General features: G+C 44.3%; 16 protein-coding genes and 1 pseudogene. 2 read left to right on the top strand and 15 right to left on the bottom strand.

Going from position 1 to position 17,178, the window contains the following annotated elements:
• Positions 1-181 precede the first annotated feature (181 nt).
• The gene (gene mlc / locus L4C35_RS02860; RefSeq protein WP_428461454.1) at positions 182-1,399 is read left to right on the top strand and encodes a sugar metabolism global transcriptional regulator Mlc; all 1,218 of its coding nucleotides are present in this window, start codon (positions 182-184) and stop codon (positions 1,397-1,399) included.
• A gap of 119 nt (positions 1,400-1,518) precedes the next feature.
• On the opposite strand, the gene L4C35_RS02855 is transcribed toward mlc, so the two are convergent.
• From L4C35_RS02855 to L4C35_RS02830, 6 genes are read right to left on the bottom strand one after another with little or no spacing between them, the layout of a single operon-like run.
• The gene (locus L4C35_RS02855; RefSeq protein ID WP_428461453.1) at positions 1,519-2,178 is read right to left on the bottom strand and encodes an HAD family hydrolase; all 660 of its coding nucleotides are present in this window, start codon (positions 2,176-2,178) and stop codon (positions 1,519-1,521) included.
• A gap of 1 nt (position 2,179) precedes the next feature.
• The gene (locus L4C35_RS02850) at positions 2,180-3,199 is read right to left on the bottom strand and encodes an ABC transporter ATP-binding protein (RefSeq protein ID WP_428461452.1); all 1,020 of its coding nucleotides are present in this window, start codon (positions 3,197-3,199) and stop codon (positions 2,180-2,182) included.
• The gene (locus L4C35_RS02845) at positions 3,199-3,984 is read right to left on the bottom strand and encodes an ABC transporter permease (protein ID WP_428461451.1); all 786 of its coding nucleotides are present in this window, start codon (positions 3,982-3,984) and stop codon (positions 3,199-3,201) included. The genes L4C35_RS02850 and L4C35_RS02845 overlap by 1 nt, the downstream gene beginning before the upstream one ends.
• Positions 3,984-4,877, bottom strand: coding sequence for an ABC transporter permease (locus L4C35_RS02840; RefSeq protein ID WP_428461450.1), 894 nt, complete (start codon positions 4,875-4,877; stop codon positions 3,984-3,986). The genes L4C35_RS02845 and L4C35_RS02840 overlap by 1 nt, the downstream gene beginning before the upstream one ends.
• On the bottom strand, positions 4,874-5,689 hold the full coding sequence (locus L4C35_RS02835) for an alkaline phosphatase family protein (protein ID WP_428461449.1): 816 nt from the start codon (positions 5,687-5,689) through the stop codon (positions 4,874-4,876). Before L4C35_RS02835 ends, L4C35_RS02840 begins: the two co-directional genes overlap by 4 nt.
• A gap of 59 nt (positions 5,690-5,748) precedes the next feature.
• On the bottom strand, positions 5,749-6,816 hold the full coding sequence (locus tag L4C35_RS02830; protein ID WP_428461448.1) for an ABC transporter substrate-binding protein: 1,068 nt from the start codon (positions 6,814-6,816) through the stop codon (positions 5,749-5,751).
• A 156-nt stretch (positions 6,817-6,972) separates the two neighbouring features.
• On the opposite strand from L4C35_RS02830, the pseudogene L4C35_RS02825 reads away from it, so the two are divergent.
• Positions 6,973-7,167: pseudogene (locus tag L4C35_RS02825) on the top strand (MFS transporter); the annotation flags it as partial.
• Between the two features lie 28 nt (positions 7,168-7,195).
• Here the strand turns inward: L4C35_RS02825 and L4C35_RS02820 are convergent.
• The 9 genes from L4C35_RS02820 to bioA form a co-directional block, all read right to left on the bottom strand.
• Positions 7,196-8,101, bottom strand: a complete 906-nt coding sequence (locus L4C35_RS02820; RefSeq protein ID WP_428461447.1) for a LysR family transcriptional regulator — start codon at positions 8,099-8,101, stop codon at positions 7,196-7,198.
• A gap of 116 nt (positions 8,102-8,217) precedes the next feature.
• Positions 8,218-8,964 (bottom strand): LutC/YkgG family protein, encoded by a 747-nt coding sequence (locus L4C35_RS02815; RefSeq protein ID WP_428461446.1) that lies wholly within the window; start codon positions 8,962-8,964, stop codon positions 8,218-8,220.
• 15 nt (positions 8,965-8,979) lie between these two features.
• Positions 8,980-10,389, bottom strand: coding sequence for a LutB/LldF family L-lactate oxidation iron-sulfur protein (locus L4C35_RS02810; RefSeq protein WP_428461445.1), 1,410 nt, complete (start codon positions 10,387-10,389; stop codon positions 8,980-8,982).
• 11 nt (positions 10,390-10,400) lie between these two features.
• Positions 10,401-11,120, bottom strand: coding sequence for a (Fe-S)-binding protein (locus L4C35_RS02805; RefSeq protein WP_428461444.1), 720 nt, complete (start codon positions 11,118-11,120; stop codon positions 10,401-10,403).
• A 253-nt stretch (positions 11,121-11,373) separates the two neighbouring features.
• Positions 11,374-12,957, bottom strand: a complete 1,584-nt coding sequence (locus L4C35_RS02800) for an L-lactate permease (protein WP_428461443.1) — start codon at positions 12,955-12,957, stop codon at positions 11,374-11,376.
• 603 nt (positions 12,958-13,560) lie between these two features.
• Positions 13,561-14,253 (bottom strand): ChrR family anti-sigma-E factor, encoded by a 693-nt coding sequence (locus L4C35_RS02795; protein ID WP_428461442.1) that lies wholly within the window; start codon positions 14,251-14,253, stop codon positions 13,561-13,563.
• A complete protein-coding gene (locus tag L4C35_RS02790) occupies positions 14,246-14,815 on the bottom strand; it encodes a sigma-70 family RNA polymerase sigma factor (RefSeq protein ID WP_428461441.1) in 570 nt (189 codons plus the stop codon). The genes L4C35_RS02795 and L4C35_RS02790 overlap by 8 nt, the downstream gene beginning before the upstream one ends.
• Positions 14,816-14,957: 142 nt before the next feature.
• Entirely contained in the window at positions 14,958-15,521 is a 564-nt protein-coding gene (locus L4C35_RS02785; protein ID WP_428461440.1) for an LON peptidase substrate-binding domain-containing protein, read from the bottom strand.
• A gap of 247 nt (positions 15,522-15,768) precedes the next feature.
• Complete coding sequence (gene bioA, locus L4C35_RS02780; protein WP_428461556.1) at positions 15,769-17,037, bottom strand: adenosylmethionine--8-amino-7-oxononanoate transaminase; 1,269 nt, start codon at positions 17,035-17,037, stop codon at positions 15,769-15,771.
• Between the last annotated feature and the right edge of the window lie 141 nt (positions 17,038-17,178).

Below are 17,178 nucleotides of genomic sequence, written 5' to 3'. Positions count from 1 at the left end.
AAAAAATTACGCTAAATATTGCTTAGTGGCATGTGTTTTAGTGCCATGTAGCGTAGGAATAATGCGCTAATTTGTAATTCATCGTGATGAGTATCACGTACTGGGAAGATTCGACTTCACAATTACTTCGCAAAGTAAAAAAATTCACCAGAACGTTTTTTTCTTATCAGGAGTATTGGCAATGTATGTCGCTCAGCCTGGACATATCGATCATATAAAACGAAACAATGCCGGCAGCGTCTATAAGCTTATTGACCAGTTTGGACCTATCTCTCGTATCGAACTATCGAAGCGAAGTCAGTTAGCACCAGCCAGTATTACCAAAATAACCCGTGAATTAATTGATGCGCATCTTATCAAAGAAACCCCGTATCAGGAATCAACAAGTCGTGGTCGCCCTGCGATTGGCTTAGTACCCGCCAATGAAGGCTGGCAATTCATGTCACTGCGCTTGGGGCGAGGTTATTTAACCATTGCTCTGCATGAGCTAGGTGGCGATATTTTGGTGGAAGAGCGCCAGAATATTCAAGAGCTCGAGCAAGACGAAGTACTCAATAAACTGCTGGAAGAGATCAATACCTTTTTTGCTAATCATGTTAATGAAGTTGATCGTATTACGGCGATTGCAGTGTCGTTGCCAGGTGTGGTGAATGCGCATGACGGTGTGGTGGTACAAATGCCGCATTATAATGTGGAGAACCTCGCATTAGGCCCTGCTTTACACGAAGAAACGGGGTTACCTGTTTTTATCGGTAATGACACGCGTTCATGGACATTGGCTGAAAAGCTATTTGGTAATTCTCGCGGTGTCGCCAACTCAATTTTGGTGTCAGTTCATCACGGTGTAGGTGCGGGGATTGTACTGGATAATACCGTACTGCAAGGGCGTATTGGCAACGTGGGCGAACTGGGGCATATCCAAATTAAACCCTATGGCAAGCGTTGCTTCTGTGGTAATCATGGCTGTCTTGAAACCGTCGCTAGCCTACCTGCTGTGATTGAGCAAGTTGAAACACGCTTACGTGAAGGTCATCCATCATCACTGCATGGCCGTAAGGTGACGATTGAAACTATTTGTGAAGCAGCATTAAATAATGACACCTTAGCGCGTCAAGTCATCATTGAATTAGGGCATCATCTTGGCCAAGCCATCGCGATTATGGTCAACTTGTTTAACCCAGAAAAAATCTTAATTGGTGGTGAGTTAAACCATGCCAAGAAAATTCTTTATCCGGCCATTATGGAATGCATTCGTACCCAATCTTTACCGGTTTACAATAAAGACTTAGAGATTGATGAAAGTTGTTTTTACACGCAAGCAACCATGCCGGGTGCCGCTTTGGTAAAACAGGCGCTTTATGATGGCCACTTATTGATGAAGCTGATCAACGAAGGGTGAAAGCTTCGTTTGCTAGGTCTAGCAGTTGAACCCGAGTTATAAACTCGCTTGAAATGGAAAAGCAGCCGAGTGGCTGCTTTTTTTATATGTCTAGATTAGGGTGGTTAAGTTATTCATGGTTAATCCCAGCTTAATACCGTCCAGTTGGGTTGATCGGCATGCGCTCGAAGGCGAGGGCAAGGGTTAACCAAATAGGCAAAATCTGCATGCTCACACAAAGCCAAATCATTGATTGAATCTGTATAGAAGTGTACTTCGTTGTAGTCTTTTTCTTGCGCGGCAAGCCACTGATTAAGGCGCGTTACTTTGCCTTCTCGATAACTTGGCACACCTGAAATTTGGCTGGTATAACGGTTATTCGATTCGACTAAATCAATCCCTAACGCAACGGGAATCCCCAAGCGGCGGCCGACAGCTTGAACTAGGAATGTCACTGACGCTGAGATGATCACCATGTCGATATTGTCACGCTTCAATTGCGCAATCAGTGTCTTAGACTGATTAAACTGCTGGGCTAAGATATGTGATTCTACGCATTCAGCCACCAGCGCATCGACGTCTGCTTTAGGCATAGCAGTAAGGGGAGCCATCGAGAAGTTGAGGTAATCCTCCATATCTAGCTTCCCTTCAGCATACAGTCCCATCAAGCGTTGATCTTCTGCAATAAAGCCAGGATCTGTGACTATGCCTTTCTCAACTAAAAAAGCATTCCAGATCATCGCACAATCAGCATTGATCAGGGTTTCATCCATATCAAAAACATAAAGAGGAGTTGGCATGTTACGCGCTCACGGGTTGAATTTCGTTAAGGTTAAACAATAGCTCTAATTGGCTGCCCGCTGCGAGTAATCTTTCTGATGAACGATTGAGTAAATCGACCGTTAGCTCACAATTATTAACATCCACTTGGTATCGGATGACGTTACCCAATAGCTGGTGGTTTTTAATGGTGCCTGTTTGTGGTGCTGAAATGTGGCTACCGTATTGACGGCCCGCTTCTTTTACATAGATAGATTCAGGTCGAATGGCCACTTTCCAGTTTGTTTCAATATCAAAAAGCTGCTTGGCTTTATCCGCATTAACAAGGTTGTAGTGGCCCATGAACCCTGCCACAAACTCGTTAGCAGGTTGGGTGTAGATCTCTTCTGGTGATCCTGCTTGCACGATTTTCCCTTTGTCCATTAAGAAGATCCGATCTGACATGATCATGGCTTCTTCTTGATCGTGGGTGACAAAGATAGTCGTTAGATCCATCTCTTTTTGAATGTCGCGGATCTGTTGGCGTAAGTGCTTACGGATCTTCGCATCCAGTGCTGACAGCGGTTCATCCAATAACAGGATACGTGGCTTAACAACCAGTGCACGAGCTAAGGCTACACGCTGGCGCTGACCGCCTGAAAGTTGGTGTGGATAGCGTTTTTCACGGCCACCCAGCTCAACCAAAGCGATAACTTTTGCTACTTCACGTTCGATATCGCTTGCTGCCATCTTTTTCATTTTCAGGCCAAACGCGATGTTTTCTTCGACCGTCATATTGGGAAAAAGCGCGTATGATTGAAAGACCATACCAATCCCGCGCTGCTGTGGGGTTTGCTGTGTAATGTTCTCACCGTTAACCCAAACCTCGCCACCATTGAGTGGATCCAACCCTGTCAGGCTGCGTAACAGGGTCGATTTACCGCAGCCGCTTGGGCCAAGTAGCGTGATAAATTCGCCTTTTTCTATGGTGAAATCGACATTTTCAAAAACAGTATTATCACCAAAACGCTTGGTTAGGTTTTTCGCAGTTACATAACTCATTAGTTCGCTCCTCGGCTGAAACGACTTGCCAGCCAAGTCAGTACAAAAATAAATAGGAAGTAGGTCATGACCAGTGCTGATGTAAAGTGACCACTGGTATTACGCATGTTGTATAAATACATTTGTAAGGTTTCATAGCGGGTGCCGACCAAAATATTGGCAAAGACAAACTCACCCAGTAAGAAAGAGAAAGACAAGAATAACGATGCCATTAAGCCTTTTTTCAAATTCGGTAAAATAATCAGTAAGAAGGCTTTCGATGTGCTGGCACCTAACAAGTGTGCGGCATCCATCAAATCTTGCAGATTAATAGCATCGAAGCTGTTGGCAATAGCGCGGTACATAAACGGTAGGGCAATGGTGAAATAGGTACCGATCAAAATCCAAGGTGTGCCGATAAGCGTAATTTCACTGTCGGCGTATAGCTGGAGCAAACCAACCGACGACACCACAGGTGGCACGGCGAAAGGCAACAAAATCAGCATATTCATGACTTTGTGAAGTTTAGGGAAGTAATAGAACACCACAAAAATCGTGGGAAGAATCAAGATTACGCTTAGTGTTAATGCTGCAATACAGATAAACAGCGAGCGGCCAAAGGCATCCAGAAAACGGCTATCAGTCAGTAAGTTAATATACCAATCAAAGGTAAAACCATCGGGTAATACCGTTGCTCCCCAGCGTGAAGAGATTGAATATATAAAGGTTGCCAATATAGGAATCAGCATGATGCTGACAATCGAGTACACCACGGTTTTGTGGAAAGCTGTATTCACGTTTTGCATTAGTTTTTCTTCCCTGCGTAGCTTTTGGCGATAAGCCACTGGTTAACAACAGTGATGAAAGCCAGCATAGCCATAAGGATGACCGAAATCGCAGCGGCTAAATTAGGTTCTAGGAATAAATCACCTGAGACTAAACTCGCGATACGCACGGTAATGATGTTGTAGTTACCGGATGTGAGTGCGAACACGCTCGCATACGCACCTATCGCGTTGGCAATCAAAATAATCAAGGTGCCAAACAATGCAGGTGATAAAACAGGTAAGGCTACCTTTAACCAGTAATGCCAGGTTTTTGCGCCTAACAGTGCAGCGGCAGCTTGCCAATCATCGTTTAACGCATCAAAAGCGGGGTAAAGCAGCAATACTGCGAGTGGAATTTGAAAGTAGATATACAGGACGAGTAAGCCCCATTTACCGTACAAGTCGAAATCACCTAATAGGCCGTATTGCTTGAGCAGCAAGGTGATCGCGCCATTGGTACCTAAAATAATGATGAAGGCAAAGGCGAGAGGCACGCCAGAAAAGTTACTGCTCATGTTAGTGAAAGCGACTACACCATCGCGGATTTTAGAATCCACGCGGCGCAGCGATGAAACTAGAAGGGTAGCGATGGCGAGGCCAATAATGCTGGACCATATGGATAACCATAAACTGTTACTGAATGCTTGCATCATGAAAGCGGAATCAAAGATCTCGCTGTAGTTATCAAGTGCAAATTCGTCGTCGTAGATGAAGCTGTTCACTAACACCCAAATCATCGGGGCGAGTTGGAATAGATAGAAAAAAACAGCAAAAGGCGCCAACCAAAGCGCGGGCTTTAATTTGCTTAATCGACTTTTAATGGATGAAGAAGACGTAGGTGATGCCTGCTGCGTTAGAGTCGAACTACTCATAAGGCCAATAATTCCTGAGTATAAGGTTTGTTGTGGTCAAGGTTCATCAGTTGGCAAACCAAGCCACAGATCTCTGTTTGTTTGATGCTTTTAGAGATGTCTTGCTGGTGGGTGAATTTGTCACCAATCACAAAGAAGGGCACTTCACGCTCTTCAGGCAAAATCCCGCCATGTGATAAATCGTTGTTCATCCCGTGATCACTGGTCACGATCACTTGATAATCATCAGCAAGCCATTGCTCGATATAGTTCGACAAATAGATGTCTGCACCGCGTGCGCTGTTGCGATATTGGCGCGAATCTAATCCAAATTTATGACCGATATCGTCAATGTTCATCGGGTGGATCAACAAAAAATCTGGGTTATATGTACGGCGTAAATGCTCAGCATCTAAAAACAACGCCTCATCTGGGTAGTGATCCCAGTGATAGAAACAGCCATGTTGGATATTCATGGTTTCATCATGCGTTATGCGATCACGCACGGCATTGTAAGGCGCACGGTTATACAGCTCACTTACCCAATGGTATGCCGCTGCCGCCGTGACTTTGCCCTGAGATTTCGCCAAACTGAAAATGGAATCGTTATGGGATAAACGTGCAATGTCGTTGTTCACTATGCCGCTTTCGACAGGACGAATACCCGTTAAAATACATTCGTACAGTGGGCGAGACATAGACGGTAGCTCGCACTGTATTGGGTATAAGGTTGCTCGTTGCTGCTCAATCAGACCATTTAAGTAGCCCATACAATCACGGGCTACTTGGTAATTGAGGCCATCAAGCACAACTAAAATGACCTTGTTTTTCATCGTAATAATCTCTGTATCAGTCTTTGGAACGCGTCGTTATTTCAAGTTAGTCTTAACGATTACTGCTGGTGAATAAGAACACTTTCTTGCCATTGACGTGGCAGCTTACGTGCTGATTTTTCCCATGCTTTAAAGTCAGTGACTGGCTGTACATTGGTGTAAAGGTCGTTTGATAACAGCTTATCTTGGACTGATTTAGGCAGGGTGACATTGCTACGAATAGGGCGAGCATAACCTTCAGCAAGGTTAATTTGGCCTTGGTCGCTAAAGATATACTCACGAGCAAGTTTTGCCGCATTTGGGTTCTGAGCGTATTTGTTGATGATGGTGGTATAGCCTGAGATGACCGACCCGTCTTGCGGAATAGTGACAGTGAAGCGGTCACGATCGATTTTGTCGCGGTAATTTAGGGCATTGAAATCCCACATGACAGCTACTTCAACTTCGCCTTTTTCAAGGTTCGCCATGTTCGGATCCGTGAAAGATAAACGGCCTTGTTTTGCTAGCTTAGAGAAGAATTTAAGCGCAGGTTTAAGGTTCGATTCGTCACCACCTTTGGCAAACGCGGCGGCTAAAATGGCATTGTTGGCTTGGGCTGCAACACCGACATTACCAACAGTGACCTTGTAATCACCGTCTAGTAAATCATCCCAGCTTTTCGGTGCATTCTTTACTTGGTTGTTGTTGGTAATAAAAGAAATCGTGCCAGTGTAAGCTAGCGCCCAATGACCGTCTTCGTCTTTAGCCCAATCAGGAATGCTATCCCATGTGGTTGGCTTGTATGCTTGTGTAACGCCTTTTTTGACTGCTACACGAGCGAAGGCAAAACCGATATCGCCGATATCGGCGGTGGCACTTTTTTTCTCAGCTTCAAATTTTGCAATTTCTTGCGCCGAACTCATGTCAGTATCTTGGTGTTTCAAACCGTAGTTAGCTTGTAGATCAGCCCAAGTTCCTTTCCAGTTAGCCCAACTGTCTGGCATCCCGACGCTGTACACCGCGCCTTCTTTTTGGGCGGCTTGAATAAGTGTGTCTAGGTTTGCGTCTTTCGCTGCTACCGATGCCGAAAAACTGGTTGCAATCAGGGTTGCAGAAAGTGCGGTGGAACGGCGAAGCAAAGTCTTCATTGTTTCTATCCTTCAGGGCTAGGTCAGTAAGTTCGATAGGTATGCTAGGGAAGGAATGTGACGCTTTGAATGGAGTTTTTTTACAGTTTTAATGCGGTTATATGTAGGGAATATTTCAATAATCCAATACGGAGGAGTGATGTGCGTTGTCATGAGTTATTTGTTGAAAACGGCTTAAAAGCGCCATTCTTTCCCCATGTATTGGCAGAAGATCTGACACTGTCATTGCTGGGGCTCTACCAAGGAAAAGACGGTCATGAAACGCAGCGTTCACGGTTTGAGGTGATTGATTGTGAATTTGAATACTGGCGACCTGATGCCATGATGATTCAGATCGACAGTGAAGGTTAGCTCATTATTACGGTATTAAAAGCCGATATTAAAAACGCTCTTTAATCCCCATATAGCGTTCACGAATGTGTTCAATTAATGCCTGAATACGTTTAGATGGCTTCTTGGTGTAAGGGTACACAGCATAAATACCAACCACTTTACCTGAGTGTTTCGGTAACACTTCAACCAGATCTCCACGTTGTAATTCATCGTAAATTAAGCAGGTTGGTAAGTAGGCTATCCCGTTACCTTTGAGTGCGGCTTTTTTTAATGCTGCGGCATTGTCTGAGGCAAAATTACCCGACAATTTTAAGGTATAGGTTTCGTTGCTATTGCGGATAAATAACCAATCGAAAGGCCCAGTACTTTGTTGGGTGTACCCTAAGCAATTGTGGTGCAGTAAGCCTTTCGGTGTTGTCGGCTCACCAAACTGCTCTATGTATTTTGGAGAAGTACAAATCATCCAGCGTGAATTGAAAATATGGCGAGCAATTAGGCTAGAGTCTTCCAAATACCCAGTGCGAATTACCAGATCAAAGTTATCTGCGACTAAATCAACAAAGTGGTTGTCCATCGACATTTCGACGGTGAGCCCTGGGTGGCTTTGACAAAAATCAGATAGGGCTTCAGCAAGCAGTAATTCACCTGAAATAGTGGGCACTGATACCCGAATATTACCTGATAGCGCTTCGCTATAACCAGTTACGGCATCAAAAGCGGATTGCGCGACTTGTTTAATTTCTTTGGCGCGGTGAAACAGTACAGAGCCTGGTTCTGTCAGCGTTAGTTTTCGCGTTGTACGGTAAATCAATTGCACCCCGAGTTCATTCTCTAGTTTACTGATGCGTTTACTGACAACCGATTTGGTGATTTTATTTATTTCAGCGACCTTGCTGAAAGAGCCATGTTCAATCACTTGGGTAAATAACACTAAGTCGTCGATTTGCGCCATAAGAGAGCTCGTTATTGGTGATAGTGATAAATCAGATATGTAGAAAAGTAGTATAAAGCTAAAAAGGCTATGCTCCAATGAAGCATAGCCTTGATCGCTTGATTAACGGTTTGGACTTATAGGTCGTCGATAATCACGTAAGTTGCGTAAACTGGGCCATGCACACCAACCACTTTGATTAATTCAATATCGGCTGTCGAACTTGGACCAGAAATAAAGTTAACGCACGATGGCATGCGCTCACCATTCTTGGCTTTTTCATGTAGCTTGGCGGTCGCTTGGGTTAAGCGCGCTACCAGTGTACTTTTAGGCACAACAAACACAGAAGCTTCAGGTAGCAAACTAATTGCTCGGCCTTGTGCTGGGCTGCTGTATAGCACCATGGTGCCTGATTCTGCTAAGGCTTGTTCGGCAAATACCACACCTACTTTTGCACGCTCGGCCACTTCAATATTAGGTGCGTAACCTAATTCAGGGTTCCATACATGTACGTGGTGGGTGTCTGTCTTAAGCTGGTCTACGTTGATTAAATTTAACAAACGAGGATCAGCAGTCAGCACGGTTTCTTCCACTTTCGCAGGGGTATCCGCGTCTTGTGTTTCGTCTGTGCAGTACTTTTCACACACCATTGCTAGCGTATTGGTGAGTTCAGCTTGTGTTGTTTCAACAGCATGTGCACCAAGTGCGGTATGGGTGTAATCAATCAGTGCTGTTTTTAGCTCATCTAAGCTGTAGTCAGCCATGACTTCTTGGTGACAGGTATACTTAAGAGCAGGGCGCTCAACCGCTTCGATTTGGCGAGGGCGGCCTAGTTTTTCTGCAATGTTATCTAAGAAACTGTCGCGATTATGAATTTGACTCATGATTGCCACTCCTCGTTATTTTCTGTTTTTGAACCAGCTACGGAAAGATTGACCGTCTGGTTTTGGTAGATCGCGCGCTTCAGTCCATTCACTAATCGCACCCATATTGACGGGTAGTTTACCGTTGCGGATTAAGCCGCTTGCCATAGTTGCACCTACGCGTACTGTGGTATCCCATAAAATTGGGCGAGCATTAATAAAGTTAAATACCCCTACAGATGCACGCTCAGTAAATGGCGTGACTTTTTCTTCACCCATTTTCTGGCGGTGTTTCAGTAGTAAATCTGATAGTGGAATTTTTACTGGGCAGACGTCATGACAAGACTTACACAAGCTACATGCATAAGGCAGGTCTTTGAAATCATCGTAACCACCTAATAATGGTGATAGAACGGCACCAATAGGGCCAGAATAGATAGAGCCGTAAGATTGACCACCAATGTGACGGTAAGCAGGGCAAGTGTTGACACACGCTGCACAGCGAACACAGCGTAAGATATCGCGAAATTCTGATCCTAAAATATCAGAGCGGCCATTATCGATAATTACTAAGTGGAATTCTTCAGGACCGTCTGTTTGACCTTCTTCTCGTGGGCCTGTTAATGCAGTGACATAGCCTGTTAGCGGTAAACCAACAGCACTACGACACAATAGGCTGATCACAATATCCAGTTCTTCAAAGGTTGGAACAATACGCTCCATGCCCATGACGGCGATGTGTGTTTTTGGCAGGCTGGTGGCTAGACGAGCATTCCCTTCGTTAGTCACTAATGTCACAGTGCCAGATTCTGCAACAGCAAAGTTACAACCTGTGATACCAATGTCTGCTTCAAGGAAGTCATGACGAATGTAATCACGGACATAACGCGTTAACTCTTCAGGATCTTCGCTACCTTGATAGCCAATTTTCTCTTGGAAGATATCGCGAATTTGGTAACGATTTTTGTGCAGCGCTGGTACAACGATGTGCGACGGTGGATCGCAGTCATCGACTTGTAGAATGTATTCACCTAAATCGGTTTCAACCACTTCACAGCCGTTACGTTCAATCACATGGTTTAGGTTAATCTCTTCCGTCACCATAGATTTAGATTTAACGACTTTCTTGGCATTTTTCGCTTGGATAATGCTTTCAACGTAGCTGGTTGCTTCTTCTGCCGTACGGGCAAAGAAAACCTGACCACCATTTTTTTCAACGCTTTCGCTCAGTTGATGTAGGTAGTAATCCAAGTTTTCAAGCACATGGTTACGAATGTCCATGCCCATTTCACGCCACTCTTCCCAGTTACCGAGTTTATCGGCTGCCTTTTGACGGTTGGCATACATGCGGGTTTGGGCATTGGCGACAGACTGACGCATAAAGTCATCTTTCATTTGGACTTTAATACGGTCTTTAAAGTTTACATTGCTGGTTTTCATCGACATGTGTGATCTCCTTAGCGGCTCATCAGCACATCAACAATGTGCATTACTTTAACGGGTTTACCTTCACGGTTAATACGACCGCCAATGTTGATCAGGCAGCTAATGTCGGCACCAATTAGGTAATCAGGTTCTACCGCTGAGATGTGGTGGACTTTTTCTTTTACCATCTCACCAGAAATTTCAGCCATTTTCACAGAGAAGGTACCGCCAAACCCACAGCAGGTTTCTTGGTTTTCAATTGGCAGCATCTCTAGCCCTTCAACGTTAGCAAGCAGTTTCAAAGGCTCTTCACGTACGTTGAGCTTACGGATCAAGCTACAAGATGGGTGATAAACAGCGCGGCCTTCAAGGCGAGCACCAACGTTTTCAACGCCTAGGGTATTGACGACAAATTGGGTTAACTCAAACAGGCGGTCAGCGACTTTTTGCGCGCGTTCTGCCCATTCAGGTTCGTCTGCTAGGTATTCTGGGTAACGCTTTACCGATGCAGCGCATGAGCCCGCAGGGGTTACAATGGGTAAGTCGTTACATTCGAACGCACGGATCAGGTTCTTCATTGCAGGCTTGCTGCTATCAATGTAACCACTATTAAGAGAAGGTTGACCACAGCAACCCTGCTGGTCTGGGAAAATAACGTCACAACCAAGTTGCTCGAGTAACATGACTGTTTTCTTAGCGACTTCAGCTTTAACTGTGTCGCATAGACAGGTGACAAAGAAGTTAACCTTCATACATTGCTCCAGTCGGTAGCATGACTACCGTATAGTGATTCTGGCAACGCGTGTAGCGCTGTCGTTTATAACCATCTCGATACTTACCTATTACTACAGTATAAGAACGTATCGAGATGGACTAAAAGTCGGCCCCTGATGCGAGGCCGTTTATTGTGTGTTTCTAATCAGTGTTGCTGGTGTATCTTGTTATTATTATGGGTACGGATTGGTTCCTAATCGCTCCGAATGTTGCTTTTGTGGTGAATGTTTATCAGATAAACACACTTACAACCGCAACAATTGCACCATAAAGCACCATTGGAATAACGGTACGCTTAATGATGTAACCTTCTTTATTGGCAATACCTAAAATAGTCGATACTGCGATAATATTGTTAATACACACCATGTTACCCATAGAACCACCAACCGACTGTAGGGCTAGAATCGTCGTTTCAGGTAAGCCAACGGTGTGGGCAATGGTTTGTTGAATACCACCAAACGTTAGGTTTGAAACTGTAGCTGAGCCAGAGAAAAACGCACCCAGCGCCCCAAGGTAAGAGGCGAAGAACTGCCAGTTGGTGCCGGTTAAATCCGAAAACGCGCGGCCTGTTGTCATGATTGGTGAATTATCACCCCCCATCATCATGAATTTCACCATGATAAGTGCACCAATAAGGGCAATAAATGGCATCTTGATACGGCTAGCTGTTTCGCTAAACACTTGCTTAACAACCGAGCTTGGCAGCTTGAAGACAGGGATAGAGATCAGCACCACTAAGAAGAACGGGATCAGTGCTGGTACATAAAGTGTTTTGTATGCCCATGCCGTTTCAGTGCCCAGAATATTGCTTAGTTTGATGATCAATGCTTGGCTAATTGATAAGTCACCAAAGAAACCTAAGTTAAGGTTAAGCATTGGTGTTGAATCGGTCAGCATGCCTTTAATGCCGAGTTGCTGAATACGCGTCACAATCAAAATAGCAATCAGCATGAGTGTCGGGCTCATTGCCTTTACAACTTGACCAAATGGGATGTGCTTTGCTTTTTGTTGAGCATCCGCTTCTGGTTCTTCTAGGCCAACTTTATAGCGAGCCAGAACAATCGATACTGCCATACCAATGGCGCCACCAATCAGTGATGGGAACTCGTAGTTCCACTGTGCAAATAGAATATAAGGCACAGTACAAGCGAGAATACTTAGCTGGATAAACAGCATATTGCGGCGGATTTGCTGCCAGCTAACTACAAAGCGTAATGCTAATACAGGAATCACAAAGGCAGCGATAGCATGCATTAATGCCGAGTTACGACCGACTTCAAGTAGCCCCGCATCATTTAGGCCTAAATTGCCAAAACCAAACCATGTTGGTGTGCCAACAGCACCAAATGAAACAGGTACCGAGTTCATCACCAGCGCAAGCATGGCGACTTTTAAAGGATTAAAGCCGAGGCCAACAAGAATTGGTGCTGCAATTGCGGCTGGCGTACCAAAGCCTGAAGCGCCTTCAATCATGAAAGCAAAGGCCCAACCAATGATCATTAACTGGGCAACTTGGTTGCGGCTGATGGTTTCGAGCCATTGGCGAATGACATCTTCAGCACCTGAAAGGGCTATAGTGCGGTTTAATAAAATGGCACCCGCAATAATAGAAATTGGAGTGATGGCAGATAACATCCCCGCGACAATATTAGCGCTAAGTAGGGTGAGGTCTGAACCAAAATAAAAAAGTTGTAGGGCGCCAATTAATAATGCTGTCACCGGCAACGCAATGTGTGATGGTAATGCATTCTTTTTGGTCATCATCCATATCAGTAGCAAGATAGGGACTACTGAAATAACAAGGTTTAACATGTTGTATTCCACTTTATCGTGACTATCCATGCTGAGTGTTGTGTGCACCAAGGCGGTAGTCGATTTTGTAATTATTAATGTTGTAACTTTCTATACGTTTTCTTTGCGTTTCGATTTCTACGACGTCGTGGGAAGAATATTGTAAGTATCAATACAGAGTTCGCTATGCTTTTTATTTACTGATTTCATCAGACAAATCACCAATGTGTGATTGGTAATGAAATGTTAAATTCCAATTTATTCTTTGAGTCTTTTAAAATCAGTTGGTTATGGTTTTTGGTTGGAATGGTGGGGAAACATATTGGGTCACTATTGGAAACAATGATTTTGTATGAATGACCTAATGAAATTGCCGTATTTATAGTGTGGGTTTAGTAGAATCGTGCTTTTGTGTGTCACACAGAAACCAAGTTGAAATTCTATGTTGTAATAAAACTACATTTTAGGCGTTTTAATGTATTTTTGAATTTTTATTACAAGATGAAAAACTGGATAATCTGATTAAATAACCTGTGTGAAAGGGGCTAAAAATGAAAACACCGAGCAATATTTAAATCGCTCGATGTTTTTGAGTCGTCTAGTTAGGTTTTGACTTGAATTGGTTTAGTAAATGACTTTTCCAATCCCGTTCAATAGTTGGCTAATACCTTGCGTAAAGTGTTGCGGTGCATTCGAAACGGTATAACACAAACAGCCTTCTTTAGTTTCTGGTGCGTGATGATTAGATGCATCCAGCCAGATAAAATCGCCTGCGTGGTAGGTGCCATTTTCATCGCTGAACTCACCTGCGATTAACAAGGTTAACTCATAGCCTTTGTGAGTATGGGCCGGAATGCTGCCATGCTTATCAATATGAAGCAGGCTTGCTCGCACTTCTTGCTCTTCCAGTGGCAATCGGGCCCGAGTAATTTTACCTAACCCATGCCAGTTTAAACTATCGAAGCTGCGCAGCGCTCGAGGAAGTGGGTAGCGTGTCCCTTTGCATTCAACACTGGTGACTTCAACAGGTTTGTGCACGACAGGTTCTGCGGTTTCATTTTCTACAATGTCAGCAAACATGGCATCAAAGTTGGCTTGCAGGTCAAAATCAGCTTCCGTAGCGGTGCTTCTCGGCTCAGTCTGAACCTCGGTGTCACGCCAAGAGCGCATTGCTGTTTGTGCGGTAAGTTTGTCTGCTTGCTGTTGGCAACACGGGCAAAGCTCTATATGGGCAGAGACAGCAATCGATAGTGATAGCGGTAGCTTACCTTCCACGTAGTCTTTCATTAACGCTGCCTGCGGGTGATGTTTAATCATCGCTATTCTCCAATTGGCCACGTAACTTTTGTAACCCAAGCCGTAACCGTGACTTAATGGTTCCCACTGGCACGCCTAGCTGATCGGCGACATCTTGATGAGATCGCTGATTTAAATAAATTTCTTTAACTACAATTTGTTGGGCATCGGGCAAGCTATCAATATAAACCAGTAATTCGTCACTCAAGGTGGCATTGGCTTGTTCATCCGTTTGGCTTGCTAGCCGCTCTTCAAAAATAGGCCACAAATCGTCACTGTAGTTATCTTCCTTGCTTGATTGCTGCTTTCGGAGCATGTCAAAACAAAGGTTCCGCATGATGGTGTAAATCCATGTTGATGCTGCGCCTTTCGAGCCGTCAAACATGTGTGCTTTACGCCATACCTTCATCATTGTTTCTTGTACAAGTTCCATAGCAACCGCTTCTTGCTTTAAGTACTTCAGTCCATAAATACGAATTTTAGGGCTGAAATGCGAAAAAATGACAGCGAAAGAAGACTTATCACGATGTAACGCGATATTGGCAAGTAACTCTTTTTGTTTCTCAATACTCAAATCATCCATTGACGCTCTAGCCTGAGGTTGAGGTAGCTTAGACTGAGTATGATAGTAATTTGTTAATGGCATAATCTCAATAATGCCTCTGTTAAGAAACACTTCCACGAACATGTATTGAGATTTACGTAGCGGAATTAGAAATGGATCATTATTTTTTTAATTCTTCGTCTATGACTGAGTGGAGAAATGACAGTGCCGCTTTGTGATCACTACGGCTCATAAACCACTGCTTTTGCTCTGTACCTAGCGGCAATATTTCTAACCAACGCTGACATACCCACGCCATATCCTCAAAATCTGGCTGCGGATAATGTGCGGCGTGCTCAGGGTATTCTTCAAACAACATTTGTAGTCCACTTGATAAATCGCGGTCAATAAATTTAATTTCAGTGGGGGTCCAATTGGGGATGATAGAGGTTGTCGCCATGATCAGCCCGTCATCTTCTGTCCAATGTTGGTCAATTACAAATTTGTCGATGGCGCGTACTGTAATACCCAATAAACCATCGGGCATTTGGTCAAAATCGGTAATAACAACACGAGAACCAAAGTGACAAAGGTGGTCATCGGTTTGCATGCAAAGTCCAAAACCTTCGTTTGAAGCCATCGCCATTTTTATTAACCTGACATACTTAGGTTCAAATATGCGAAGTGTGCTTATCCCACCAGGCAGTAGGTATAGCTTGAGGGGGAATAGGGGTAACTGCATCATATAACCCTTACTGACGTTAATTATGCCTGCCAATAGGTAGCGGCATATATCGCGAGAGCAGTCACTTACCTAGCAAGTTGTTATTGACGTGTCCGTGTGCTTTGTAGGGCTAGGTTGAATCACTGACTCTCAAAGAGAACGCATATACGCTCTAGTACGAATTATTATTATTTAACGATCAACGTGTAGCATTGGGTTTAGTATAAGCAGACAAATGTAGGAATTTGTCTGCTTTTCGATAATGGCGTTATTCTGCTGCTGAAAGCACACTAAAAATAGCAGAAGTGAGTTTACTAAGTTGCTCTGGCGTAATAATAAAGGGTGGCATGATGTACACAAGCTTCCCGAAAGGACGAATCCATACCCCCGCGTCGACAAATGCTTGTTGAATGCTCGCCATATCAACAGCGTGATGCAATTCAACTACGCCAATAGCGCCCAGCCAGCGTACAGTTTTCACGGCGCTAAGATGACTAATTTCCGTTAATTCGACCGCAAGTTGTTTTTCAATCTGAGCGACTTGTTGTTGCCACTTTCCATCTTGTAGCAAGCCCAAACTGGCATTGGCGACCGCACAAGCTAATGGATTCCCCATAAAGGTTGGCCCGTGCATGAAGCACCCCGCATCGCCTCCACAGACAGTATCGGCAACATGTTTCGTTGCCAGCGTCGCTGATAGTGTCATGTAGCCGCCTGTTAAGGCTTTACCGACACACATAATATCTGGGCTGATGTTTGCATGTTCACACGCAAATAATTTTCCGGTTCGGCCAAACCCTGTTGCGATTTCATCGGCAATTAAGAGTATGCCAAATTCGTCACACAGCTCGCGCACGCGTTTGAGGAAAGTGGGGTGGTAAAGGCGCATGCCGCCAGCACCTTGTACGATAGGTTCAAGGATCACAGCGGCAAGTTCGGTTTGGTGCGCAATGATTTGCTGACGAAAATCACTAATATCGTCTTCGTACCATTCATCAAAAAAGCCACACTCGGGTGAGTCGGCAAAGATATGCTCAGGTAAGAAACCTTTATATAAACTGTGCATTGAGTTGTCAGGATCCGTTACTGACATGGCAGCAAAAGTATCCCCATGGTAGCCATGGCGCACCGTTAGAAATTTAGGGCGGCGTTCTTGTTTCGTGTGCCAATATTGCAGTGCCATTTTTAGCGCGACTTCCACAGCAACAGAACCTGAATCGGCAAGGAAAACATGTTGGAGTGGAGTGGGGGTCATAGTAATTAGCTTTTGGCAAAGATCCACCGCTGGCTGGTGGGTGATCCCGCCAAACATCACATGTGACATTTTATCAATTTGTGCTTTTGCCGCTTCGTTAAGTACCGGATGGTTATAGCCGTGAATGGTGGACCACCACGAAGACATACCATCAATCACCTTTCTGCCGCCTTCTAATTCCAAGTAAACACCACTTGCACTTGTGACAGGGTAACAAGGTAAAGGGTTTAGTGTGGAGGTATATGGATGCCAGATGTGCTGTTGATCAAATTCTAAATCAATTTTATTGTTTAATTTTTGCACAGATGTAAACCTTGGTGTTTGTTGTTAGTTGACAGTCTACTAAGTCTACGTAGACTAGCCAAGCATTACAGTAAGTAAAATTATTCAAAGAAATACATTTACTGGCGCGTTTGTTAAACC

The organism is Photobacterium kagoshimensis, from assembly GCF_050337045.1.
Taxonomy (GTDB): domain Bacteria; phylum Pseudomonadota; class Gammaproteobacteria; order Enterobacterales; family Vibrionaceae; genus Photobacterium; species Photobacterium kagoshimensis.
This window is presented reverse-complemented; position numbering and strand designations above follow the sequence as displayed.

Bases quoted from the DNA above. Each gene is read 5' to 3' on its own strand.
- mlc (WP_428461454.1), top strand. From the start codon at position 182: ATGTATGTCGCTCAGCCTGGACATATCGATCATATAAAACGAAACAAT.
- L4C35_RS02855 (WP_428461453.1), bottom strand. From the start codon at position 2,178: ATGCCAACTCCTCTTTATGTTTTTGATATGGATGAAACCCTGATCAAT.
- L4C35_RS02850 (WP_428461452.1), bottom strand. From the start codon at position 3,199: ATGAGTTATGTAACTGCGAAAAACCTAACCAAGCGTTTTGGTGATAAT.
- L4C35_RS02845 (WP_428461451.1), bottom strand. From the start codon at position 3,984: ATGCAAAACGTGAATACAGCTTTCCACAAAACCGTGGTGTACTCGATT.
- L4C35_RS02840 (WP_428461450.1), bottom strand. From the start codon at position 4,877: ATGAGTAGTTCGACTCTAACGCAGCAGGCATCACCTACGTCTTCTTCA.
- L4C35_RS02835 (WP_428461449.1), bottom strand. From the start codon at position 5,689: ATGAAAAACAAGGTCATTTTAGTTGTGCTTGATGGCCTCAATTACCAA.
- L4C35_RS02830 (WP_428461448.1), bottom strand. From the start codon at position 6,816: ATGAAGACTTTGCTTCGCCGTTCCACCGCACTTTCTGCAACCCTGATT.
- L4C35_RS02820 (WP_428461447.1), bottom strand. From the start codon at position 8,101: ATGGCGCAAATCGACGACTTAGTGTTATTTACCCAAGTGATTGAACAT.
- L4C35_RS02815 (WP_428461446.1), bottom strand. From the start codon at position 8,964: ATGAGTCAAATTCATAATCGCGACAGTTTCTTAGATAACATTGCAGAA.
- L4C35_RS02810 (WP_428461445.1), bottom strand. From the start codon at position 10,389: ATGTCGATGAAAACCAGCAATGTAAACTTTAAAGACCGTATTAAAGTC.
- L4C35_RS02805 (WP_428461444.1), bottom strand. From the start codon at position 11,120: ATGAAGGTTAACTTCTTTGTCACCTGTCTATGCGACACAGTTAAAGCT.
- L4C35_RS02800 (WP_428461443.1), bottom strand. From the start codon at position 12,957: ATGTTAAACCTTGTTATTTCAGTAGTCCCTATCTTGCTACTGATATGG.
- L4C35_RS02795 (WP_428461442.1), bottom strand. From the start codon at position 14,253: ATGATTAAACATCACCCGCAGGCAGCGTTAATGAAAGACTACGTGGAA.
- L4C35_RS02790 (WP_428461441.1), bottom strand. From the start codon at position 14,815: ATGGATGATTTGAGTATTGAGAAACAAAAAGAGTTACTTGCCAATATC.
- L4C35_RS02785 (WP_428461440.1), bottom strand. From the start codon at position 15,521: ATGATGCAGTTACCCCTATTCCCCCTCAAGCTATACCTACTGCCTGGT.